At 61.5% G+C, this 19,572-nt stretch carries 18 protein-coding genes; 10 read left to right on the forward strand and 8 right to left on the reverse strand.

The window, feature by feature from the left end:
• The first annotated feature begins 17 nt into the window (after window positions 1-17).
• Complete coding sequence (locus M2A_RS06015) at window positions 18-734, forward strand: histidine phosphatase family protein (RefSeq protein WP_045444471.1); 717 nt, start codon at window positions 18-20, stop codon at window positions 732-734.
• A 3-nt stretch (window positions 735-737) separates the two neighbouring features.
• Here the strand turns inward: M2A_RS06015 and M2A_RS06020 are convergent, their stop codons facing one another.
• Both M2A_RS06020 and M2A_RS06025 read right to left on the reverse strand, forming a co-directional pair.
• Window positions 738-1,496: a DUF4336 domain-containing protein gene (locus tag M2A_RS06020; RefSeq protein WP_045444474.1), complete on the reverse strand. Its 759-nt coding sequence runs from the start codon at window positions 1,494-1,496 to the stop codon at window positions 738-740.
• Between the two features lie 6 nt (window positions 1,497-1,502).
• Window positions 1,503-3,404 carry a pyrroloquinoline quinone-dependent dehydrogenase gene (locus M2A_RS06025; RefSeq protein ID WP_045444863.1) on the reverse strand — a complete coding sequence of 634 codons (1,902 nt, stop codon included), beginning with the start codon at window positions 3,402-3,404 and terminating at the stop codon, window positions 1,503-1,505.
• 201 nt (window positions 3,405-3,605) lie between these two features.
• Here M2A_RS06025 and M2A_RS17185 point away from each other — a divergent pair, with 201 nt between their 5' ends.
• Both M2A_RS17185 and M2A_RS06035 read left to right on the forward strand, forming a co-directional pair.
• Window positions 3,606-4,289, forward strand: a complete 684-nt coding sequence (locus M2A_RS17185; RefSeq protein ID WP_052379244.1) for a helix-turn-helix domain-containing protein — start codon at window positions 3,606-3,608, stop codon at window positions 4,287-4,289.
• 183 nt (window positions 4,290-4,472) lie between these two features.
• Window positions 4,473-5,042 carry a PAS domain-containing protein gene (locus tag M2A_RS06035; RefSeq protein WP_197052853.1) on the forward strand — a complete coding sequence of 190 codons (570 nt, stop codon included), beginning with the start codon at window positions 4,473-4,475 and terminating at the stop codon, window positions 5,040-5,042.
• A 57-nt stretch (window positions 5,043-5,099) separates the two neighbouring features.
• On the opposite strand, the gene M2A_RS06040 is transcribed toward M2A_RS06035, so the two are convergent.
• Complete coding sequence (locus M2A_RS06040; RefSeq protein WP_045444479.1) at window positions 5,100-5,423, reverse strand: DUF1476 domain-containing protein; 324 nt, start codon at window positions 5,421-5,423, stop codon at window positions 5,100-5,102.
• 250 nt (window positions 5,424-5,673) lie between these two features.
• On the opposite strand from M2A_RS06040, the gene purC reads away from it, so the two are divergent.
• The 6 genes from purC to grxD all read left to right on the forward strand — a co-directional run bounded on the left by purC (window position 5,674) and on the right by grxD (window position 10,303).
• Window positions 5,674-6,441: a phosphoribosylaminoimidazolesuccinocarboxamide synthase gene (purC, locus tag M2A_RS06045; RefSeq protein WP_045444482.1), complete on the forward strand. Its 768-nt coding sequence runs from the start codon at window positions 5,674-5,676 to the stop codon at window positions 6,439-6,441.
• Window positions 6,442-6,531: 90 nt separating this feature from the next.
• Window positions 6,532-6,774, forward strand: coding sequence for a phosphoribosylformylglycinamidine synthase subunit PurS (gene purS, locus M2A_RS06050; RefSeq protein WP_045444485.1), 243 nt, complete (start codon window positions 6,532-6,534; stop codon window positions 6,772-6,774).
• Window positions 6,771-7,439, forward strand: a complete 669-nt coding sequence (purQ, locus tag M2A_RS06055; RefSeq protein ID WP_045444487.1) for a phosphoribosylformylglycinamidine synthase subunit PurQ — start codon at window positions 6,771-6,773, stop codon at window positions 7,437-7,439. Before purS ends, purQ begins: the two co-directional genes overlap by 4 nt.
• Window positions 7,436-9,652: a phosphoribosylformylglycinamidine synthase subunit PurL gene (purL, locus tag M2A_RS06060; protein WP_045444490.1), complete on the forward strand. Its 2,217-nt coding sequence runs from the start codon at window positions 7,436-7,438 to the stop codon at window positions 9,650-9,652. The genes purQ and purL overlap by 4 nt, the downstream gene beginning before the upstream one ends.
• Before the next feature lie 30 nt (window positions 9,653-9,682).
• Window positions 9,683-9,919, forward strand: coding sequence for a BolA family protein (locus M2A_RS06065; RefSeq protein WP_045444493.1), 237 nt, complete (start codon window positions 9,683-9,685; stop codon window positions 9,917-9,919).
• 39 nt (window positions 9,920-9,958) lie between these two features.
• Window positions 9,959-10,303, forward strand: a complete 345-nt coding sequence (grxD, locus tag M2A_RS06070) for a Grx4 family monothiol glutaredoxin (protein WP_045444496.1) — start codon at window positions 9,959-9,961, stop codon at window positions 10,301-10,303.
• A gap of 401 nt (window positions 10,304-10,704) precedes the next feature.
• Here the strand turns inward: grxD and rpsD are convergent, their stop codons facing one another.
• The gene (rpsD, locus tag M2A_RS06075) at window positions 10,705-11,322 is read right to left on the reverse strand and encodes a 30S ribosomal protein S4 (protein ID WP_045444499.1); all 618 of its coding nucleotides are present in this window, start codon (window positions 11,320-11,322) and stop codon (window positions 10,705-10,707) included.
• A gap of 215 nt (window positions 11,323-11,537) precedes the next feature.
• Window positions 11,538-12,350, reverse strand: a complete 813-nt coding sequence (locus M2A_RS06080; RefSeq protein ID WP_045444502.1) for an RNA methyltransferase — start codon at window positions 12,348-12,350, stop codon at window positions 11,538-11,540.
• Window positions 12,351-12,603: 253 nt separating this feature from the next.
• Between M2A_RS06080 and M2A_RS06085 the strand changes: the two genes are divergently transcribed.
• Window positions 12,604-13,824 (forward strand): NADP-dependent isocitrate dehydrogenase, encoded by a 1,221-nt coding sequence (locus M2A_RS06085; protein WP_045444504.1) that lies wholly within the window; start codon window positions 12,604-12,606, stop codon window positions 13,822-13,824.
• Between the two features lie 60 nt (window positions 13,825-13,884).
• Here M2A_RS06085 and M2A_RS06090 read toward each other — a convergent pair whose 3' ends face one another.
• From M2A_RS06090 to recA, 3 genes are all read right to left on the reverse strand, one after another.
• A complete protein-coding gene (locus M2A_RS06090) occupies window positions 13,885-15,117 on the reverse strand; it encodes a cyclic nucleotide-gated ion channel (protein ID WP_045444869.1) in 1,233 nt (410 codons plus the stop codon).
• Complete coding sequence (alaS, locus tag M2A_RS06095; protein WP_045444506.1) at window positions 15,107-17,782, reverse strand: alanine--tRNA ligase; 2,676 nt, start codon at window positions 17,780-17,782, stop codon at window positions 15,107-15,109. The genes M2A_RS06090 and alaS overlap by 11 nt, the downstream gene beginning before the upstream one ends.
• A gap of 318 nt (window positions 17,783-18,100) precedes the next feature.
• Window positions 18,101-19,147, reverse strand: coding sequence for a recombinase RecA (gene recA / locus M2A_RS06100; protein WP_197052863.1), 1,047 nt, complete (start codon window positions 19,145-19,147; stop codon window positions 18,101-18,103).
• Between the last annotated feature and the right edge of the window lie 425 nt (window positions 19,148-19,572).

Genomic DNA, 19,572 nt, shown 5'->3' on the forward strand with positions numbered 1-19,572 from the left:
ACAACCGGAGGACAGACATGCGCACCGCTTTCGACGGCTCCATCCGCCGCCGCATCCATTTTTTCCGCCACGGCGATGTTTCCTATGTGGACAAAGAGGGTAACCGTGTGCCGGACAGCCGCGCCGTGCCGCTGACCGATTGGGGCCGCGAGCAGGCCGCGCTGATGTGCGACTATGTAAAAGAGCTTTCCTTCGATAAAGCCGTCTGTTCCGGCCTGCCGCGCACGGTGGAAACCGCCGAAGGTATTTTGAAGGACCGCGGCCTCAAGATCGAGGTGATGAGCGAGTTCGAGGAAATCCGCTCCGACCCCGACCGTTACAAGAACCTGAAAAGCCTGCACGATGTCGCTTACGCCTTCGAAGGCGCGCATCTTCCGGGCGCCCGCTACGGCGAGGGCGAAACCTTTCTGGAATTCGAGGCCCGCGTCGTTACCGGCATGATGCATCTTGTCGCCGACAAAAGCTGGCAGAACCTCGCCCTTGTCGCCCATGGCGGCGTCAACCGCGCCATTCTGGGCTGGGCGAGCGGCGCCAGCCTCGGCGCCTTCCACGCTTTCGATCAGAACACCTGCTGCCTGAATATCGTCGATGTGGACACGCACCCCGATACCGGCGAAATCCGCCGCATGACCGTGCGCGGCATGAACATCACGCCTTACGATCCGGTCAAAAAGAACGTCGACAAACTGGCGCTCGAAATGATCGCCGAACGCATGCGTGCGAAATACGGGTGAGGCTCAAGCGGGCTTGATCCCCGCCCAGCGGAAGGAGCGGCGCAGGAAGGAAAGCGCGCCGTTCTCAATGCACGCCCCGTGGGCGAGGATGATTTTCTCCGGCTGCCAGGACAGTATCTTTTCGACCTTAGCGCGCAGATGGGCCTTTCTGCCGAAAAACGTCGCGCGCAGATCGCGCGGCGCGGCGCCATTGGGCGCCATGATGCCGGTGAGGCGCAAAAGAAGATGCGTCCAGAACCCGTGCACTTTTTCCGGCTCGAAATTCTCGATAAGGTCCGTGACGATCAGCGTGCGCGAGGCGGCATGAAAGAACACCGCTTCGCTGAGCACATGCCCCTCGACGACACAGAACGCGATCTCCCCCGCCCAGGGCGTGTCCGCGCCGTTCGTCAATTCGTGATCGAAACGCACGCCCTTCTCCGGCCATGAGCGCTCTTCGACACGCGGCGCGGCAAAGCTTTGCGCATCCGGGTAAGCCGCCATCCACTCCCCGATCCACCAATAATGGATCTTGTTCGGGGCAACGAGATAAGCAACCTCGCCCAGCGCATCGACTTGCGCTTTCAGCTTATCGGTCAGCGGCACGGGCGAATGCAGCCAGAGCTTACCGTCTTTCAGGCGCACGATGGTCATGCGCGTCGGATAAGGCACGGTCACGATGCCCGCCTTGAAATCGATCAGCGGACCATCGGCAAGCCATATGTCCGGCCCGAAGGGTTTCAGTTCATAAAGCGGCTCATACGCATCGATCTGCCAGGCCATATCTCCTCACTGCGGATTTTCCTCCGGCAGTGCAAAACCTATCACATAATCGCCAAGCGTCGTGGTGGAGCGCGAATGGCCGCCCGCCGCGATCACCACATATTGCCGCCCTTCCCACTCATAAGACATGGGCGTTGCCTGCCCGCCCGCCGGCAAGCGCCCCTTCCAAAGCTCCTCACCCGTTTTCGCATTAAAGGCGCGCAGGTAATTGTCCATCGCCGCGCCGATGAAAAGAAGGCCCGACTTCATGACGAGCGGCCCGCCAAAACTCGGTGTACCGAGTTTCAAGGGGATCGGCACGGGCGCCAAATCTTCCACCGTGCCGAGCGTTGCTTCCCAGGCGATGCTGCCATCGGAAAGGTCCACCGCGTGCAGCACGCCGAAAGGCGGCGCGTTGCAGGGAAGCGAAAGCGGCGAGAAAACGAGATCGCGCTTCATGCCCCAGGCCGTGCCGGTCTGCGGGCTGATCTCTTTGCCGGGCTCCGCCGCCTTTGCCGCCGCAAAATCTTGCCGCCGGATGAGTTTGACCATATGCAGCGCGCGGTTCGTGTTCACATACATGAGCTGACTTTCCGGATCGAACGCCATGCCGCCCCAATTCGCACCGCCGCCTGTGAAGGGGAACAGCAAAGTGCCCTCCTCGCTCGGCGGCGTGAACAGCCCTTCGGAGCGGTATTTCGCGATCTCCCGCGAACAGGCCCATCTGTCGAGCGGGGTGAGGCCCCAGGCTTCGTCCGGCGTGATCGTCGTCGGCACGAGTGGCGGCGGGGCAAGCGGGAAAGGCTGTGTCGGCGACAATTGTTCGCCCGCCACCGCCCCTTGCGGCACGGGCCGTTCCTCCACCCCGAAAATCGGCTCACCCGTCTCCCGGTCGAGCACGAAGACAAGCCCCGTCTTTGCCACTTGCACGACCGCATCGCGCGGGCCTTCCGGGCGCTTCAGCGTCACAAGGCTCGGCTGCGCGGGCAAATCGTAATCCCAAACATCGTGATGCACGGTCTGGAAATGCCAGCGCACCTTTCCGCTCTCCGCCTCGAGCGCCACAACGGAATTGGCATAGCGGTTATCTCCCGGCCGCTCGCCGCCGAAAAAATCCGGGCTCGGCGAGGAAGTCGGCAAAAAGACAAGGCCCCGCCTTTCATCCACCGACATGGGCGCCCAGACATTGGCATGGCCGGTGCGCGCGGCCCGCGCGTCCCAGCTTCCTTCCTGCTCCGCTGCCCCCCGCGCCACGGGATCGAAGTTCCAGAGCGCCTCGCCGCTGCGCGCATCGAAGGCGCGCACCGTGCCCTTCGGCGCATCGGCGCGGTTATTGTCGCCGATCGACGAGCCGGTAATGAGAACGCCGCGCGCCACAATAGGCGGCGAGGTGATTTGAAACTCGCCGGGATAGGCAAGCGCCATGCCCGGCGCGATCCGCACTTCACCTCCAGCCCCGAAATCCGCGCAAGGCAGACCGCTTCTCGCATCGAGCGCAATGAGCCGGGCATCGTTCGTGCCCATGAAAATGCGCGCCGCGCAGGCCTCGCCCCTGGCCGCCGCCTCGTCCTTCCAATAGGTCACGCCCCGGCAGACGAATTGATTGGCCGGCTGATAATCGGTTTCGATCTGGGGGTCGAAGCGCCACTTTTCTTCCCCCGTGCCCGGATCGAGCGCCACCACCTCGTTGAAAGGCGTGCAAAAGATAAGCGAACCTTCGGCGAGAATGGGCGTGCCTTCAAAGGCGCTGTTCTTAATCGCCTCGGGCCGCGTGTTCATATCGCCGGTCGAATAACGCCAGGCGATTTCCAGATCGTCCACATTTTCAGGCGTGATCTGCGCCGCGCTGACATAGCGCTGGCCGCCCGCATCCCCGCCATAATGGCCCCAGCCGCTTTCGGCCCCCGCTGGCCCGCCGCCCGCGAGCATCACGCCAACAAACGCAGCGAAAACCGCCAATCCCGCAGCCCGGTTTCCTGTGCCCCAGCTTCTCATCTTCCCGCCCATGCGCCGACCGGTCATAGCCATCTCCATAAATGAATGATTCATTCATATACTCACATCTACGCTCTCCCGGTCAAGTCTGATATATCGGCCTAGAGCAACAACACACCTCACCTGGCGGGGCCCATGCGCAAAAAATCACCGGACCGGCTGGAGGCCATTGTCGAAGCCGCCCTCACCTGCTTCTCCCAAGCCGGCTATGCCCGCACGCAAATGGCCGATGTGGCCCGCGCCGCCCATGTCTCCGCCGGCACGCTTTACCTTTATGCAGCGAGCAAGGAGGCCCTTCTTCATCTCGCGGTGCTGAAAGCCGCCGGCGAGCCGCTGGAAGGGCTGGAGCTGCCCTTTGCGACGGAAGGGCTCGACGCGGTCAATGCCACGATCCGCGGCATTGCGGGGGAAGAAGGGCTCTGGCCGGAGCTCGGCAAAGCGCTGGAAAGCGGCAAGGCCCCTTCCCGCGCCGGGCTTCAGGCCATCGGCGCCGAGCTTTACGACCTCCTCGTCCCCGTCCGCCGCGCCGTCTGGCTGCTCGATAAGCTGGTGCTCGACATTCCTGAGATCGACCAGACTTACGCTGACGTGATGCGCGGGCGGTATATTGCGGATCTTTCGGCCTTGATCGCCCGCCTGCCCGGCGCCGCCTCGCCCATGGAACAGCGGCTGAAGGCGCGCATGGCCATCGAAATCATTTCCTGGGCCGCCATGCATCGGCGCAAGGAAAGCGAGCGGCACAGTTTCGCGCCGCTCAGTGAGGAAGATATCCGCCGCGCGGCAACCGCCGCCTTCGCTGCCTCTTTTTTAAGCGCTTGAGGCGGCGTTACTCTTCCAGCGAACAGGCCAGCCTGCCTGTCCAAAATTCCCATATCGCAACGCTTTTTTGCAGCTTGAGCGTGCAGAAACCCGCGCGCCATTTACCCGCAGTAAAGGCGCGATCCTGTTTAATGAAAGGGAGATAGCGCCCGCACCGCGCCGGCGCCTTGGGGAGATGACATCGTGGCCCGGCCCGCATTGTTCGGCATCAAGAGGGACAAGTTCTCCCTCGACACGATCCGCCTATATACGCAAGTCCAGGTGTTGGAACACCCGGAGCACCAAGACGCCTGCTACCTGCTGGAAGCATGGCAAAAGCTGCGCGATGAAGACCGCCTCCTTCACGCCAAGGACTTGCCGTCCAAGGCTTTCGCCGCGCTTTTGCCCCGCCTTTACCTTCTCGAACCGGCCAACGAAGCGGCAACCGATTGGCGCTTCCGCCTGGTCGGCACCGACATCGCCAACGCGTTTCCCGCCGACCCGACAGGCCGGTCGATCAGCGAGCTTTACGCGCCGGATAAAGTCCTCTCCAACGCCGCCGTCTACCGTGATGTGCTGCGGTTCATGCGCCCCGTCTTCACCAAGGGCCAGGTCGAAGGGCTCGACCGGGACTACAAGATCATGGAGTTCATCCATCTGCCGGTCGCCATTGGCGAGAGAGATGACAAGGTGCTGCTCGGCGGCGTCTTCGAGCATGGCTATGGCCGCTTGCCGCCGCTTCCGCTCAAGAAAAAAGAGCCGCCCGCTTCCTGAACAGCGAACGGCCCCGCTTCAATATACCGCAGGCTGAAAAGCCCCGCGTGACGCTCTTTAAGCTTCTTTTTCGATCTGTTCGGCGGCGGCGACCAGCAATTCGGCCATCTGGCGGCGAATCTGATGGTCCGACTGATCGACACCGGCCGCATCGAAATCGCCGCGCACCTTGCGGAAGACATCCTCTTCGCCCGCCTCTTCCAGATCCGCTTTCACGACCTCGGCGGCATAGGCTTCCGCCTCCGCGCCCGTCTTGCCGAGCAGGCTCGCGGCCCACAAACCAAGGGCCTTGTTGCGCCGGGCCTGGGCTTTGAAGCGCAGCTCCGCGTCATGCGCGAATTTGTTTTCGTAAGCTTTCTCGCGATCGCTGAAGCTCGACATATCGGGGTCTCCTTGGGAACAACTTTGACACAAATCTGCAAATCGGCGCTCTTGGGCGGCCTCTCCGGGCAGATTAGCGTCAACCGGTTGATTTTCATATATATTTTGAGTGACAAGAGGGTCGTTGTGCAAGCCGGGGTCTTCGGGTACTTTCCGAGCCATTGAACGGGGCGGAATCGACGGCTGACCCGCCCCCGCCTTCCGGCATCCGCCGCCGTCGGACGGGTGCAAGTTGATTGGAATCACACATATGAACCGCCGCAGACGGGTTTATGAGGGAAAGGCCAAGGTGCTTTATGAAGGCCCGGAGCCTGGCACCCTCATCCAGCATTTCAAGGATGACACCACTGCCTTCGACAACACCAAGCACGAGTTGATCGACGGCAAGGGCGTTCTGAACAACCGGATCTCGGAATATATTTTCACCCGGCTGAACGATATCGGCGTGCCGACCCATTTCATCCGCTCGCTCAACATGCGCGAGCAGCTGGTGCGTGAGGTCGAGATCATTCCGATCGAGGTCGTGGTGCGCAACGTCGCTGCCGGCTCCATTGCCAAGCGCCTGGGCATCGAGGAAGGCACGCCCCTTCCCCGCTCGATCATCGAGTTCTATTACAAGGCCGACGAGCTGCACGATCCCATGGTCTCCGAAGAGCACATCACCGCCTTCGGCTGGGCGACGCCTCAGGAGATCGACGACATCATGGCGCTGGCGCTCAGGATCAACGATTTCCTGACCGGCCTTTTCCTCGGCGTCGGCATCCGGCTTGTCGATTTCAAAGTCGAGTTCGGCCGTCTTTATGAAGGCGACATGATGCGCATCGTGCTCGCCGACGAAATCAGCCCCGACAGCTGCCGCCTCTGGGACATCGCGACCCAGGACAAGCTGGACAAGGACCGGTTCCGCCGCGACCTCGGCGGCCTTGTCGAGGCTTATCAGGAAGTGGCCCGCCGCCTCGGTATTCTCTTCGAGAACGATCCGAAAAAGCGCTCCGGCCCCACGCTGGTCAAATCGTAAAAGCACCGGCCTCTTCCCCGACAGAAGAGGCCGGTCCGTTTCCGCCCATCCGGCCCTCCCGGCCCGCGAAGACCCCTAGAAGGCTCGTTCATGAAGGCTCGTATAATTGTTACGTTGAAAAACGGCGTTCTCGACCCCCAAGGCAAAGCCATCGAACATGCGCTCGGCCAGCTCGGCTTCGGCGGCATCGGCGATGTGCGCCAGGGCAAATATTTCGAGGTCACTTTGAGCGAACAGGACCCGGCCAAAGCCCGCGCCCAGCTCGAAGACGCCTGCAAGAAACTCTTCGCCAATACCGTCATCGAAAACTACGCGATCGAGCTCGACGTATGAAATCCGCCGTTATCGTTTATCCCGGCATCAACCGCGAACGCGACCTCGCACGCGCGCTGGAACTGGTGACCGGCACCGCCCCTTACATGGTCTGGCATGACGATGCCGAAATTCCGGATGTCGATCTCATCGCCGTGCCGGGCGGCTTTTCCTATGGCGACTATCTGCGCTGCGGCGCCATCGCCGGGCAGGCCCGCATCACGGCCGATCTGAAAAAGAAAGCCGCGAAGGGCGTGCGCGTCTTCGGTGTCTGCAACGGGTTTCAGATTCTCACCGAAATCGGCCTCCTGCCGGGCGCGCTCCTGCGCAATGCGCATCTGAAATTCGTCTGCAAGGAAGTGAAGCTGGAAGTGGTGAACAGCCGCACCGCCTTCACGAACGCCTATGCCCAAGGCCAGATCATCCGCTGCCCCGTCGCCCATCACGACGGCAATTATTTCGCCGATGAAGGCACGATCCGCAAACTGGAGGACGAGCACCGCGTCGTCTTCCGCTATGCGCAAGGCACGAACCCCAATGGCTCCATCAACGACATTGCTGGCATTATAAATGAAAAAGGCAATGTGCTCGGCATGATGCCGCATCCGGAAAATCTGGTGGAACCCCTTCATGGCGGCCTCGACGGCCGCGGCATTTTTGAAAGCCTGTTGGAGACTGTTGCGTGATCCCCAACGAGATCGAAATCACCCCCGAGCTGGTTGCCGAACACGGGCTGAAGCCCGATGAGTATCAGCGTATCCTCGACCTCATCGGCCGCACCCCGACGCTCACCGAGCTCGGCATCTTCTCGGCCATGTGGAACGAGCACTGCTCCTATAAATCCTCGAAGAAATGGCTGCGCACTTTGCCGACCAAAGGCCCGCGCGTCCTTCAAGGTCCCGGCGAAAATGCCGGCGTCGTCGATATCGGCGACGGGGAAGCGGTGGTCTTTAAAATGGAAAGCCATAACCACCCCTCTTACATCGAGCCCTATCAGGGCGCGGCGACGGGGGTCGGCGGCATCCTGCGCGATGTCTTCACCATGGGCGCGCGGCCCATCGCGGCTATGAACGCGCTGCGCTTCGGCGCGCCCACCCATGAGCGCACCCGCCATATCGTTTCCGGCGTCGTTGCCGGGATCGGCGGCTATGGCAATTCCTTCGGCGTGCCGACCGTGGGCGGCGAGGTGAATTTCGACCCGAGCTACAATGGCAACTGCCTCGTCAACGCCTTTGCCGCTGGCCTTGCCGACACAGATAAGATTTTCCTTTCCGAGGCCAAGGGCGTCGGTATGCCCATCGTTTATCTCGGCTCCAAGACGGGCCGCGACGGCATTCACGGGGCAACCATGGCCTCTGCCGAGTTCGACGATGACTCGGAAGAAAAACGCCCCACCGTTCAGATCGGCGATCCGTTCGGTGAAAAACTGCTGCTGGAAGCCTGCCTCGAGCTGATGGCGACGGGCGCCGTCATCGCCATTCAGGACATGGGCGCGGCAGGCCTGACCTGTTCGGCCGTCGAAATGGGCGCGAAGGGCAATCTCGGCGTCGAGCTTGACCTCGACAAAGTGCCCTGCCGCGAAGAAGGCATGACCGCCTATGAGATGATGCTGTCGGAAAGCCAGGAGCGCATGCTCATGGTGCTGCATCCGGAAAAGCAGGCCGAGGCCGAAGCCGTCTTCCGTAAATGGGATCTCGATTTCGCCGTGGTCGGCAAGACGACGGACGATCTGCGCTTCCGCATCTTCCGCCATGGCGAGCTGATGGGCGATTTGCCGATCAAGGAACTGGGCGATGAAGCGCCCGAATATGACCGCCCCTGGGTGGAGACGAAACCGCCCGCCCCGCTCGATCCTGAAAGCGTGCCCGCGCCGAACGATCTTGGCGCGGTCTTGCTGAAGCTTTTGGGCTCGCCCGACATGTGCTCGCGCCGCTGGGTCTGGGAACAGTATGACCATCTGGTGCAGGGCAACACCGTGGTACGTCCGGGCTCGGACGCCGCCGTCGTGCGCGTCAAGGACTCCAACAAGGGCCTTGCCTTCTCGCTCGATGTGACGCCGCGCTATTGCACCGCCGATCCCGTCCAAGGCGGCAAGCAAGCGGTTGCCGAATGCTGGCGCAACATCACCGCCTCGGGCGCCGAGCCTTTGGCCGTCACCGACAATCTCAATTTCGGCAATCCGGAAAAGCCGGAGATCATGGGCCAGTTCGTCGGCTGCATCAAAGGCATTGGCGAGGCTTGCGAAGCGCTCGCCTTCCCCGTCGTCTCCGGCAATGTCTCGCTTTATAACGAAACGAACGGCCAGGCGATCATGCCTACGCCCGCCATCGGCGGCGTCGGCCTCATCCCCGATCTCGGCAAAACCGCCACCACCGCTTTCAAGGGTGAAGGCGAGGCCATCTATGTGATCGGCGAAACGCTCGGCCATCTCGGCCAGTCCGTCTATCTGCGCGATATCGAAGGCCGCCGCGAGGGCCCAGCCCCGCATGTCGACCTCGGCGCGGAAAAACGCCACGGCGATTTCGTCCGCTCCCTCATCCGCTCGGCCCGCGTTACCGCAGTCCATGACGTCTCAGACGGCGGCCTCCTTATCGCCCTCGCCGAAATGGCGATGGCAGGCGGCATCGGCGCTGAGCTTGAGGCGGAAACGGACCTGCCGCTCCATGCCTGGGGTTTCGGGGAAGATCAGGCCCGCTATGTCATCACGATTGCGCAGGCCGGCGCCGGCGATCTTGAAAAAGACGCGGAAAAAGCGGGCATTCCGCTGACCCGTCTCGGGCGCACAGGCGGTCGTGAATTGACACTGAACGGGCAGATCACCATATCATTGGATAAGTTGGCCCAGGCCCATGAGGGCTGGTTCCCGGCCTATATGGCCGCTCCCGATACCAACGCCTAAGCAAGGCAGGCCCGGCAAAGGAGACGACACATGGCCATGAGCGCCAAGGAAATCGAAACGCTGATCAAGGACGCCCTGCCGGACGCGACGGTGGAGATTCAGGATTTGGCGGGTGACGGCGATCATTATGCCGCCGTGGTCGTGTCCAAGGAATTCGAAGGCAAAAGCCGGGTTCAGCAGCATCAGATGGTTTACAAGGCCCTGCGCGGCCAGATGGGCGGCGCCCTGCACGCGCTGGCCCTGCAAACCTCTGCCCCCAATGCATGAAATTGGCGCATAAATCTCAGAGTTGAAAAGGACCCCGACATGAGCGAGCCCGAAGTTTTCAGCGCAATCCGCTCCGACATCGAAAACAACGACGTCGTGCTTTTCATGAAAGGCACGCCCGTCTTCCCGCAATGCGGCTTCTCCAACACGGTGGTACAGGTACTCACTTATCTGGGCGTGCCCTTCAAGGGCGTGAACGTGCTGGAAACGGACGAGCTGCGCCACGGCATCAAGGAATTCTCGGACTGGCCGACCATTCCCCAGCTCTATGTGAAAGGCGAATTCGTGGGCGGCTGCGACATCATCCGCGAAATGTTCGAAAACGGCGAGCTGCGCGAATACCTCGCCGCCAAAGGCATCGAAGCGGAACCGGCGCAGCAGTAAGCACCGCCGGCTTAAAACACAAAGGGGCCTTCAAGGCCCCTTTTCTTTTGTGCAGCTTTCCCCCGCACCGTAGCTGTCACCCCGGGCTTGTCCCGGGGTCCATGCAGCGTTGCGGCAGGCGGAGAGGCCGTGTGGGCCCCGGCTCGGGGGCCGGGGTGACGAGTGGGTGCAGGGGCGCTGTGCGTCCCAAACACGAAGACACACCTCCTCGCATCGCAGGGACGTACTTCCTTAGACACATATGAGGCCGTCACCCCGGGCTTGACCCGGGGTCCATGCAGCCTCCGCATCCGGCACCCCTGCCCCATGGATGCTCAGGTCAAGCCCGAGCATGACGAGCAGAAAACAAAAAAGCCGCGGAGCGAACCCCGCGGCTTTTCCAATTTGCACTCGCGCGAAACTTAGCGCGAATAAAATTCGATGATGAGGTTCGGTTCCATCTGCACCGGATAGGGCACATCGGCAAGCGCGGGCACGCGCACGAAGCTTGCCTTCATCTTGGAATGATCGACCTCGATATAATCGGGCATATCGCGCTCTGCGCTCTGGCTGGCTTCCAGCACGATCGGGTGCTGGCGCATACGCTCGCGCACTTCGATGACATCGCCCACACGCACCCGGTAGCTCGGGATCGTGACGCGCTTGCCGTTCACGAGCACATGGCCGTGGCTGATAAACTGGCGCGCGGAGAACACGGTCGGCACGAATTTGGCGCGGTAGATCACCGCGTCGAGGCGGCGCTCCAAAAGACCGATGAAGTTCTCACCGGCATCGCCCTTCATGCGCGTGGCTTCGTGATAGGTGCGCTTGAATTGTTTCTCGGTGATGTTGCCGTAATAGCCTTTCAGCTTCTGCTTGGCGCGCAGCTGAATACCGAAATCCGACAGCTTGCCTTTGCGGCGCTGGCCATGCTGGCCGGGGCCGTATTCACGGCGGTTGACCGGGCTTTTCGGGCGGCCCCAGATGTTTTCGCCCATACGCCGGTCGAGTTTATACTTCGAAGTGATGCGCTTGCTCATCGCAGTTTCCTTGTCATGTCTTGTGTCAGGAAACGCGCCCTCCTCTGCCCTGCTTGAGGGCCGACAGGGAGACGGTGCCAAGGCGCCTGGCTCTCCCGCGGGTGCGTAAATGTCCTGCGGGCCCGGCTGCAAAAGCCAGACCCGCAAGGACGGGCTGGGTTTACACCGCCCTTCTTTCCAAGTCAATTGCCCAAGTCAATTGCTCAGAAGGGCGCTTAATCCCCGGATTTCTTCACGCCCAGCTCTTCGCGCGCGCGCCGGTAGGCATGTTTGGTGAGCGCGGAGATGATCCCCCGGAAGGTGCGCACCTCTTGCTCGGTCATGGCCGCTCTCTGGAATAGATTCCTAATATTGCGGATCATGGCCGGGCGCTTTTCTTCCGGGCGCAGGAAGCCCGTGTCATCGAGCTCTTCTTCCAGATGGGTGAAAAGCCCCAAAAGCTCGCTCTTGGTGGCTGGGCGCGTATCGGCCATGGGCAGTTCTTCGTCCGGCGTCTCATCCCCCGCCCGGTTCCACTCATAGGCCATGAGCAGCACCGCCTGGGCGAGATTGAGCGAGGAAAAGGCCGGATTGAGCGGCACCGTCACCACCGCATCGGCCAGCGCCAGATCGTCATTCGTCAACCCCGTGCGCTCCGGCCCGAAGAGAAAGCCGGGATTGCCCCCCGCTTTCAAATGCGCGCGCATGCGCCTCACCGCCTCTTCCGGCGTATAGACGGGTTTGACCATGTCGCGCGGGCGCGCCGTCGTCGCCAGCACGAAATCGAGATCGCCCACCGCTTCTTCAGTGGTCGTCACCACTTTTGCATTGTCCAAAAGCGAATCGGCGCCCGATGCCGCCTTCCAGGCGCGCGGGTTCGGCCAGCCATCGCGCGGCGCCACAAGGCGCAGGTCCGTCAGGGCGAAATTCAGCATGGCGCGGGCCGCCGCGCCGATATTGTCGCCGAGCTGCGGCACCACCAGCACCATGGCCGGCCCCTTGGGCAGGTTTTTCGCAGCGTCTGCCTTGCGTTTATCCGTTCCGGCCATGCGCCCTTAAAATTCCCGTCACAATTTTCGGTTTGCCTGGCGCCCGCCCGCCCCGCCTGAAGCGGAAAAGGGGCGGAAAACGAAGCCAGCGCCGCTGCTTAAGCGATCCGCGATCTTTTATCAATCACCGCCGGATGCTATAGGTTCTGGCGGCTTATATAAGACACGAATCCCGCCTGCGGCCCCCCGGCCGTCCCACCCCAAAGAGGCCAGCGGCCCGCCATGGTCCGCTCAATAAACGAGGTACGTATCGATGTCCAAGATCAAGGTCGAGAATCCGGTTGTCGAGCTCGACGGCGACGAGATGACGCGGATCATCTGGGCGCTCATCAAAGAGAAGCTCATTCTTCCCTATCTGGACATCAAGCTGGATTATTACGATCTGGGCATCGAGCACCGCGATGCGACCGACGATCAGGTGACCGTCGATGCGGCGAACGCCATCAAGAAGCATGGCGTCGGCGTCAAATGCGCGACCATCACCCCCGATGAGACGCGCGTGGAAGAATTCGGCCTCAAGAAAATGTGGCGCTCGCCGAACGGCACCATCCGTAACATTCTCGGCGGCACGGTTTTCCGTGAGCCGATCATCTGCCGCAACATCCCCCGCCTCGTGCCGGGCTGGACGGAGCCGATCATCATCGGCCGCCACGCGTTCGGCGACCAATACCGCGCCACCGACTTCCGCGTACCGGGCAAGGGCAAGCTGACGGTGAAATGGGAATCGGAAGACGGCAAGGAAACCATCGAGGAAGAGATTTACGACTTCCCGGGCTCGGGCGTTGCCATGGGCATGTATAACCTCGATGACTCCATCCGCGACTTTGCCCGCGCCTGCATGAAATACGGCATGGACCGCGGCTATTCGATCTATCTTTCGACGAAGAACACGATCCTGAAAGCCTATGACGGGCGCTTCAAAGACCTCTTCCAGGAAGTGTACGAGAACGAATTCAAATCCCAGCTCGACGCCAAGAAGCTGACCTATGAACACCGCCTGATCGACGACATGGTGGCCTCCGCCATGAAATGGAGCGGCGGCTATGTCTGGGCGTGCAAGAACTATGACGGTGACGTGCAGTCCGACTCCGTCGCGCAAGGCTTCGGCTCGCTCGGCCTCATGACCTCCGTGCTGATGACGCCGGACGGCAACACGATCGAGGCGGAAGCGGCCCATGGCACCGTCACCCGCCATTACCGCGCCCACCAGCGCGGCGAGGAAACCTCGACCAACTCCATCGCCTCCATCTTCGCCTGGACACGCGGCCTCTCCTACCGCGCCAAGCAGGACGGCAACGGCGATCTGGCCGAATTCGCCGAAAAGCTCGAACAAGTCTGTGTCCGCACGGTTGAAAGCGGTTACATGACGAAAGACCTTGCCCTGCTCGTTGGCGCAGAGCAGAAATGGCTCACCACGGAAGGGTTCCTCGACAAAGTCGAGGAAAACCTGAAAAAGGCGATGGGAAAAGCCTGATACGGCCCGGCACCGCCGAGATACGGGATGCAATAGGGGAGCCATGCGCTCCCCTTTGTTTTAGGTCTCTCTTTCTTTTTCCGCCGCTATTTCTTCGGCCATTTCATCGCTGTCATCGAAGGCATGCTGGCGTGCGCGCGCGGCCTCGCGGATATTCTCGAAGGCCTTTTCATGGCGGCTGACAAAGCGGTGAAAATCGGCCCGCGATAGTTTGAGTACATGGCAGCGGGTCAGCGCCTCCACCGACGCCGAGCGCTTGCGCTCATCGATGAGCGCCATCTGGCCGAAGAAATCGCCCTCCTCCAGATCCACCACACCGCCGGGCAGATAAGCCCGCGCCTGCCCGACAACGATGAAATACATCCCGTCCGCGTCTTCTCCGCGCTGGGTAATCAGCGTGCCGGCGGGAATGATCTGCGATTGCAGGAGTTTGAGAAGATCGCCGACGGCGTAAGGCTCGAGCCCCTGAAAAAGCGGCACCCGCGCCACCATATCCCAGTTCACCACGAAATCGCGCCGGTGAATTTCCTGGGCAAAGCCGCTGGAGACGATGGCGATCGGCACCGCGAACATGCAAAGACCGAGCAGCATGACAACGCCGCCGACCAGCTTGCCGAGCAGCGTGACCGGCACCGCATCGCCGTAGCCGACGGTGGTCAGCGTTGCAATCGCCCACCACATGGCATCGGGCACGGAGCCGAAATGCGCCGGCTGCACTTCTCCCTCGATCCAGTACATTGCCGTCGCCGAGGTCATGAGAAGCCCGGCCATGATGATAAGCGCGCCCATAATGGCCCGGCTTTCGGCCGCCAGCACCCGGCCGAATGTGGCAAGGGCCGGCGAAAACCGCACCAGCTTGAGAAAGCGCAAGAGACGGAAGAGCCGGAGCACCCGCAAATCGATGAAGAAGAGGAACGACAGATAGAAGGGCGCGATCACCGCAAGATCGATCAGCATCGGCCAGGTCAGCGCCCAGCGCGCCCGCGCCTTTAGCGGGCTGAGATGCCGCACGCTCGGATGGTCCACCGCCACCCAGAGCCGGGCAAAATATTCCAGCGTAAAAATCGCGATGGAGAAAATCTCGAAGCGGAAAAACGCCGCGCCGTAACGCGCATCGACCTCCGGCACGGTCTGCAGCGCGAAGGCTGCGACATTCGCCAGAATGAGGCCGACCATAAAAATATCGAAGATAATGCTCGGCAGATCACCGGTCTTGCCCGCCTCCAGCACCACATAGAGGCGGCGGCGCAGCCCATGGGCGCCGGACGCGTTATGCGGGCCTTCAGGCGGCACCGGCAAGGGAGCTGACCATGGCGCGGATCGCGCCGAGCGCCGCTTCTGCTTTCGCCCCGTCGGGACCGCCGGCCTGGGCCATGTCGGGCCGGCCGCCGCCGCCTTTGCCGCCCACGGCTTCCGCCCCCGCCCGCACAAGCTCCACTGCGCTATAGCGGTCCGTCAAATCGCCCGTCACGCCGACGGCAAGGCCCGCTTTGCCTTCTTCCGTGGCCGTGACGAAGGCGACGATGCCGGTGCCGATCTGTTTTTTCGCCTCGTCGATCATGCCGCGCAGGTCCTTCGGATTGACCCCGTCGAGCTTGCGCGCAATGAGTTTGATACCGCCGAGGTCTTCGGCTGCCTGCCCAGAAGAAGACGAACCGCCGCCGCCCAGCGCGAGCTTGCGCTTGGCATCGGCGAGTTCCTTTTCAAGACGTTTGCGTTCCTCGACCAGCGAGAGAACGCGGGCCGGGACTTCATCCGGCGTCACCCGCAAGGCCGCCGCCGCATCGCGGGCAATCTCTTCCTGATGCACGAGATAGCGCCGCGCGCCCTCGCCCGTCAGCGCTTCGATGCGCCGCACGCCCGAACCCACGGCGCCCTCGGAGATAATTTTGAACAGCGCGATGTCGCCGAGGCGGCGCACATGCGTGCCGCCGCACAGTTCCACCGAATAAGGCCGCTTGCCCTCTTCATCGGGCGCGCCCATGGCAAGAACGCGCACTTCATCGCCGTATTTTTCCCCGAAAAGCGCAAGCGCCCCTGCCTCGATCGCGGCGTCCGGCGTCATCAGGCGAGTGGAAACATCCGTATTGCGGCGGATCTGATCATTGACGATCTCTTCCACCTTCGCGATTTCCTCCGCGCTCATCGGCTTGGGATGGGCAAAGTCGAAACGCAGCCGCTCGGGCGAAACGAGAGAGCCCTTTTGCGCCACATGTTCACCGAGCACCCGGCGCAGCGCCTCATGCACAAGGTGGGTCGCGGAATGATTGGCGCGCGTTGCCGTGCGCCGGGCCTGGTTCACCTGCAACTCGGCAATATCGCCGCTCTTCAGGCTGCCGCGTTTCAGCGTACCGAGATGGACGATGAGATCGCCGACTTTTTTCTGCGTGTCGCGCACGTCGAATTCGGCGCCGGCGCCGGTAAAGATCACGCCGGTATCGCCGACCTGGCCGCCGCTTTCCCCGTAAAAAGGCGTTTGGTTGAGAATGACCGCGCCTTCATCGCCCGCTTGAAGAGCGTCCACCCGCGCGCCGTCCTTGACGAGCGCCACGATTTTGCCTTCCGCCGTTTCATTCTCATAGCCAAGGAACTCGCTTGCGCCCGCTTCATCGCGCAGCTCGAACCAGAGCGTTTCGGTTGCCTGTTCGCCCGATCCCGCCCAGGCCTTGCGCGCCTCGGCCTTCTGGCGGGCCATGGCTTCATTGAACCCCTCCACATCCACATCCATGCCCCGGCCGCGCAGCGCATCCTGGGTCAGATCGAGCGGAAAGCCATAGGTGTCGTAAAGCCGGAAGGCGACATCGCCGGGCAGCGTGCCTGTGCCTTGACGCTGTTCGACCTCCTCATCCAGCAGCTTGAGGCCGCGGGCCAGCGTTTCACGGAAGCGGGTTTCTTCCAGTTTGAGCGTTTCGGTAATCAGCGCCTGCGCGCGCGTCAATTCCGGATAGGCCGCGCCCATCTGCTGGACAAGCGCGGGCACCAGTTTCCACATCATCGGGTCACTTGCCCCCAAAAGCTGGGCATGGCGCATGGCGCGGCGCATGATCCGGCGCAGCACATAGCCGCGCCCTTCATTCGACGGCAGCACCCCGTCGGCGATGAGGAAAGAAGACGAGCGCAAATGGTCCGCGATGACACGGTGGCTGACGCCATGGGCCCCGCGCGGCTCGGTGTTTGAGGCATGAGCCGAGGCCTCGATCAGTGCACGGAAGAGGTCGGTTTCATAATTATCATGCGTGCCCTGCAGCACCGCGCTGATCCGCTCCAGCCCCATGCCTGTGTCGATAGAGGGCTTGGGCAGCTCCACCCGGTTGTCGGGGGCGAGCTGGTCGAACTGCATGAAGACGAGGTTCCAGATCTCGATGAACCGGTCGCCGTCTTCATCCGGACTGCCGGGAGGGCCGCCCGGAATATGCTCCCCGTGATCGTAGAAGATCTCCGAGCAAGGCCCGCAAGGGCCCGTCTCGCCCATGGACCAGAAATTGTCCGAGGTGGGAATGCGGATGATCTTGCTGTCGGAAAAGCCCGCGATCTTTTTCCACAGTTCGAAGGCTTCATCGTCCTCGGAATAGACGGTGGCGAGCAGCTTGTCCTTCGGCAAGCCGAATTCCTTCGTGATCAGGTTCCAGGCAAATTCGATCGCCTCGGCCTTGAAATAATCGCCGAAGGAGAAATTGCCCAGCATCTCGAAGAAGGTGTGATGGCGCGCCGTATAGCCCACATTGTCGAGATCGTTGTGCTTGCCGCCCGCGCGCACGCATTTTTGCGAGGAAGCCGCGCGCACGTAAGGGCGCTTTTCCGCGCCGGTAAAAACGTTCTTGAAGGGCACCATGCCCGCATTGGTGAAAAGCAGCGTGGGATCGTTCGAGGGAACGAGCGAGGCCGATTGCACGGTCTCATGGCCGTGCTGGCCGAAATAATCGAGAAACGTCGCGCGAATATCGTTCAGGCCGCTCATAAAATTCACTCAAAAGATCAAGGTTTGTGGGCAGTTACCGGCAATAGCATGAGCCTAGCTTTTACTAGGCAAGCCCTACCCTGTCCAGCGGCGCCGGAGGCCTCTATCGCCCGCCCGCTTACCATTTAGAACGCTCCATCCGGCCGCCAAACGGGGGCCCATGCGAGAGAGTGCGAGAGAGAAGGCAAGAAAGAGGGCAAGCCTCGGGAAGACGAGCCCCGGAATCAAGAAGCGGCGCCGGGGACCGGCGCCGCTTCAACGCCTCAGGAGGCGTCACAGGAACTTTGAGCCTTTAAAAGAGGCGGCAGAGAAGGCGGATCAAGCCGTCTCGGCCTCATCGCCGTCATCATCCTCTTCGGCGCTGCCTTCGAATTCGGTCGCCACCAGGCCGGCATTTTCCCGCACGGCCTTTTCGATGGACGCGGCCATGTCCACATTTTCCTTGAGGAATTGCTTGGCGTTTTCCCGGCCCTGGCCGATCCGCTGGCTGTCATAGGAATACCAGGCGCCGGATTTCTCCACGACCCCGGCCTTCACCCCGAGGTCAAGCAATTCACCGGTCTTGGAAATGCCCTCGCCATACATGATGTCGAATTCCACCTGCTTGAAGGGCGGGGCAACTTTGTTTTTGACCACCTTGACGCGGACATTGTTGCCCACCACCTCGTCACGCTCCTTGATCGAGCCGATGCGGCGGATATCGAGGCGTACGGAAGCATAGAATTTCAGCGCATTGCCGCCCGTCGTCGTTTCCGGGCTGCCGAACATTACCCCGATCTTCATGCGGATCTGGTTGATGAAGATCACCATGCAATTGGATTTGGAGATAGAAGCCGTCAGCTTGCGCAGCGCCTGGCTCATCAGACGGGCCTGAAGACCGGGCAGGCTGTCGCCCATATCCCCTTCAAGCTCGGCGCGCGGGGTCAAAGCCGCCACGGAATCGATCACGACAATATCCACCGCGCCGGAGCGCACCAGCGTGTCGGCGATCTCAAGCCCCTGCTCGCCCGTATCGGGCTGGGAGATCAAGAGGTCTTCCAGATTGACGCCCAATTTACGCGCATAAATGGGATCGAGCGCATGCTCGGCATCGACGAAAGCGCAGACGCCGCCGCTTTTTTGCGCTTCGGCGACCGTATGCAGCGCAAGCGTCGTCTTACCGGAACTTTCCGGCCCGTAAATTTCGACGACACGGCCCTTCGGCAATCCCCCGATGCCCAGCGCAATGTCGAGACCGAGAGAACCGGTTGAAATCGACCCGATTTCGACCACCTGCTCGTTCTTGCCCAGGCGCATGATCGATCCTTTGCCAAAGGAACGTTCGATCTGGCCCAAGGCGGCGTCCAATGCCTTCTGCTTATCCATATCGCTCTTATCGTCTTTCCTGGAAAGGCTGACTACGTTTTCGGCTGTATCGCTCTTCGCCATCTTCGGCACCCCTTATTTCACAGGGGCCGGAGCCCCGCAATGGAAGTAAATGTACATATTTTGTTCTCATTGACAAGCGGTGAGATAAGTAGCTGTTTTAAAACGATAAATAAGAACGTGTTCGCAGAGCGTTCTCGAAAAATGGACCCCATTGGAACCGGAGCGAAGGCGACTCGCCGCCCGCCTCTGGCCAGCCTGCGCGCGGTGCAAGATTCGCCGCTCTCCTGCAGCCTATGAGCGTGCCCGCCGCACCCGTCAGATATGAAATCCTGACGCCAGATTTGCCGCGCCTTTGCCGTTGCAGGCAAGCCCTAAGCAGGGCACCTAAAGCGCCGGGGATGATCACGCCAATCCGGGGGACC

The sequence above is a fragment of the Tepidicaulis marinus genome (assembly GCF_000739695.1).
GTDB lineage: Bacteria > Pseudomonadota > Alphaproteobacteria > Parvibaculales > Parvibaculaceae > Tepidicaulis > Tepidicaulis marinus.

Coding starts and splice junctions, on each gene's coding strand:
- M2A_RS17185 (WP_052379244.1), top strand. CDS start 3,606: ATGCGCAAAAAATCACCGGACCGGCTGGAGGCCATTGTCGAAGCCGCC.
- recA (WP_197052863.1), bottom strand. CDS start 19,147: ATGGATAAGCAGAAGGCATTGGACGCCGCCTTGGGCCAGATCGAACGT.
- M2A_RS06020 (WP_045444474.1), bottom strand. CDS start 1,496: ATGGCCTGGCAGATCGATGCGTATGAGCCGCTTTATGAACTGAAACCC.
- M2A_RS06085 (WP_045444504.1), top strand. CDS start 12,604: ATGTCCAAGATCAAGGTCGAGAATCCGGTTGTCGAGCTCGACGGCGAC.
- M2A_RS06015 (WP_045444471.1), top strand. CDS start 18: ATGCGCACCGCTTTCGACGGCTCCATCCGCCGCCGCATCCATTTTTTC.
- M2A_RS06040 (WP_045444479.1), bottom strand. CDS start 5,423: ATGTCGAGCTTCAGCGATCGCGAGAAAGCTTACGAAAACAAATTCGCG.
- grxD (WP_045444496.1), top strand. CDS start 9,959: ATGAGCGAGCCCGAAGTTTTCAGCGCAATCCGCTCCGACATCGAAAAC.
- M2A_RS06080 (WP_045444502.1), bottom strand. CDS start 12,350: ATGGCCGGAACGGATAAACGCAAGGCAGACGCTGCGAAAAACCTGCCC.
- purS (WP_045444485.1), top strand. CDS start 6,532: ATGAAGGCTCGTATAATTGTTACGTTGAAAAACGGCGTTCTCGACCCC.
- M2A_RS06025 (WP_045444863.1), bottom strand. CDS start 3,404: ATGCTCGCGGGCGGCGGGCCAGCGGGGGCCGAAAGCGGCTGGGGCCAT.
- M2A_RS06065 (WP_045444493.1), top strand. CDS start 9,683: ATGGCCATGAGCGCCAAGGAAATCGAAACGCTGATCAAGGACGCCCTG.
- alaS (WP_045444506.1), bottom strand. CDS start 17,782: ATGAGCGGCCTGAACGATATTCGCGCGACGTTTCTCGATTATTTCGGC.
- purQ (WP_045444487.1), top strand. CDS start 6,771: ATGAAATCCGCCGTTATCGTTTATCCCGGCATCAACCGCGAACGCGAC.
- purC (WP_045444482.1), top strand. CDS start 5,674: ATGAACCGCCGCAGACGGGTTTATGAGGGAAAGGCCAAGGTGCTTTAT.
- rpsD (WP_045444499.1), bottom strand. CDS start 11,322: ATGAGCAAGCGCATCACTTCGAAGTATAAACTCGACCGGCGTATGGGC.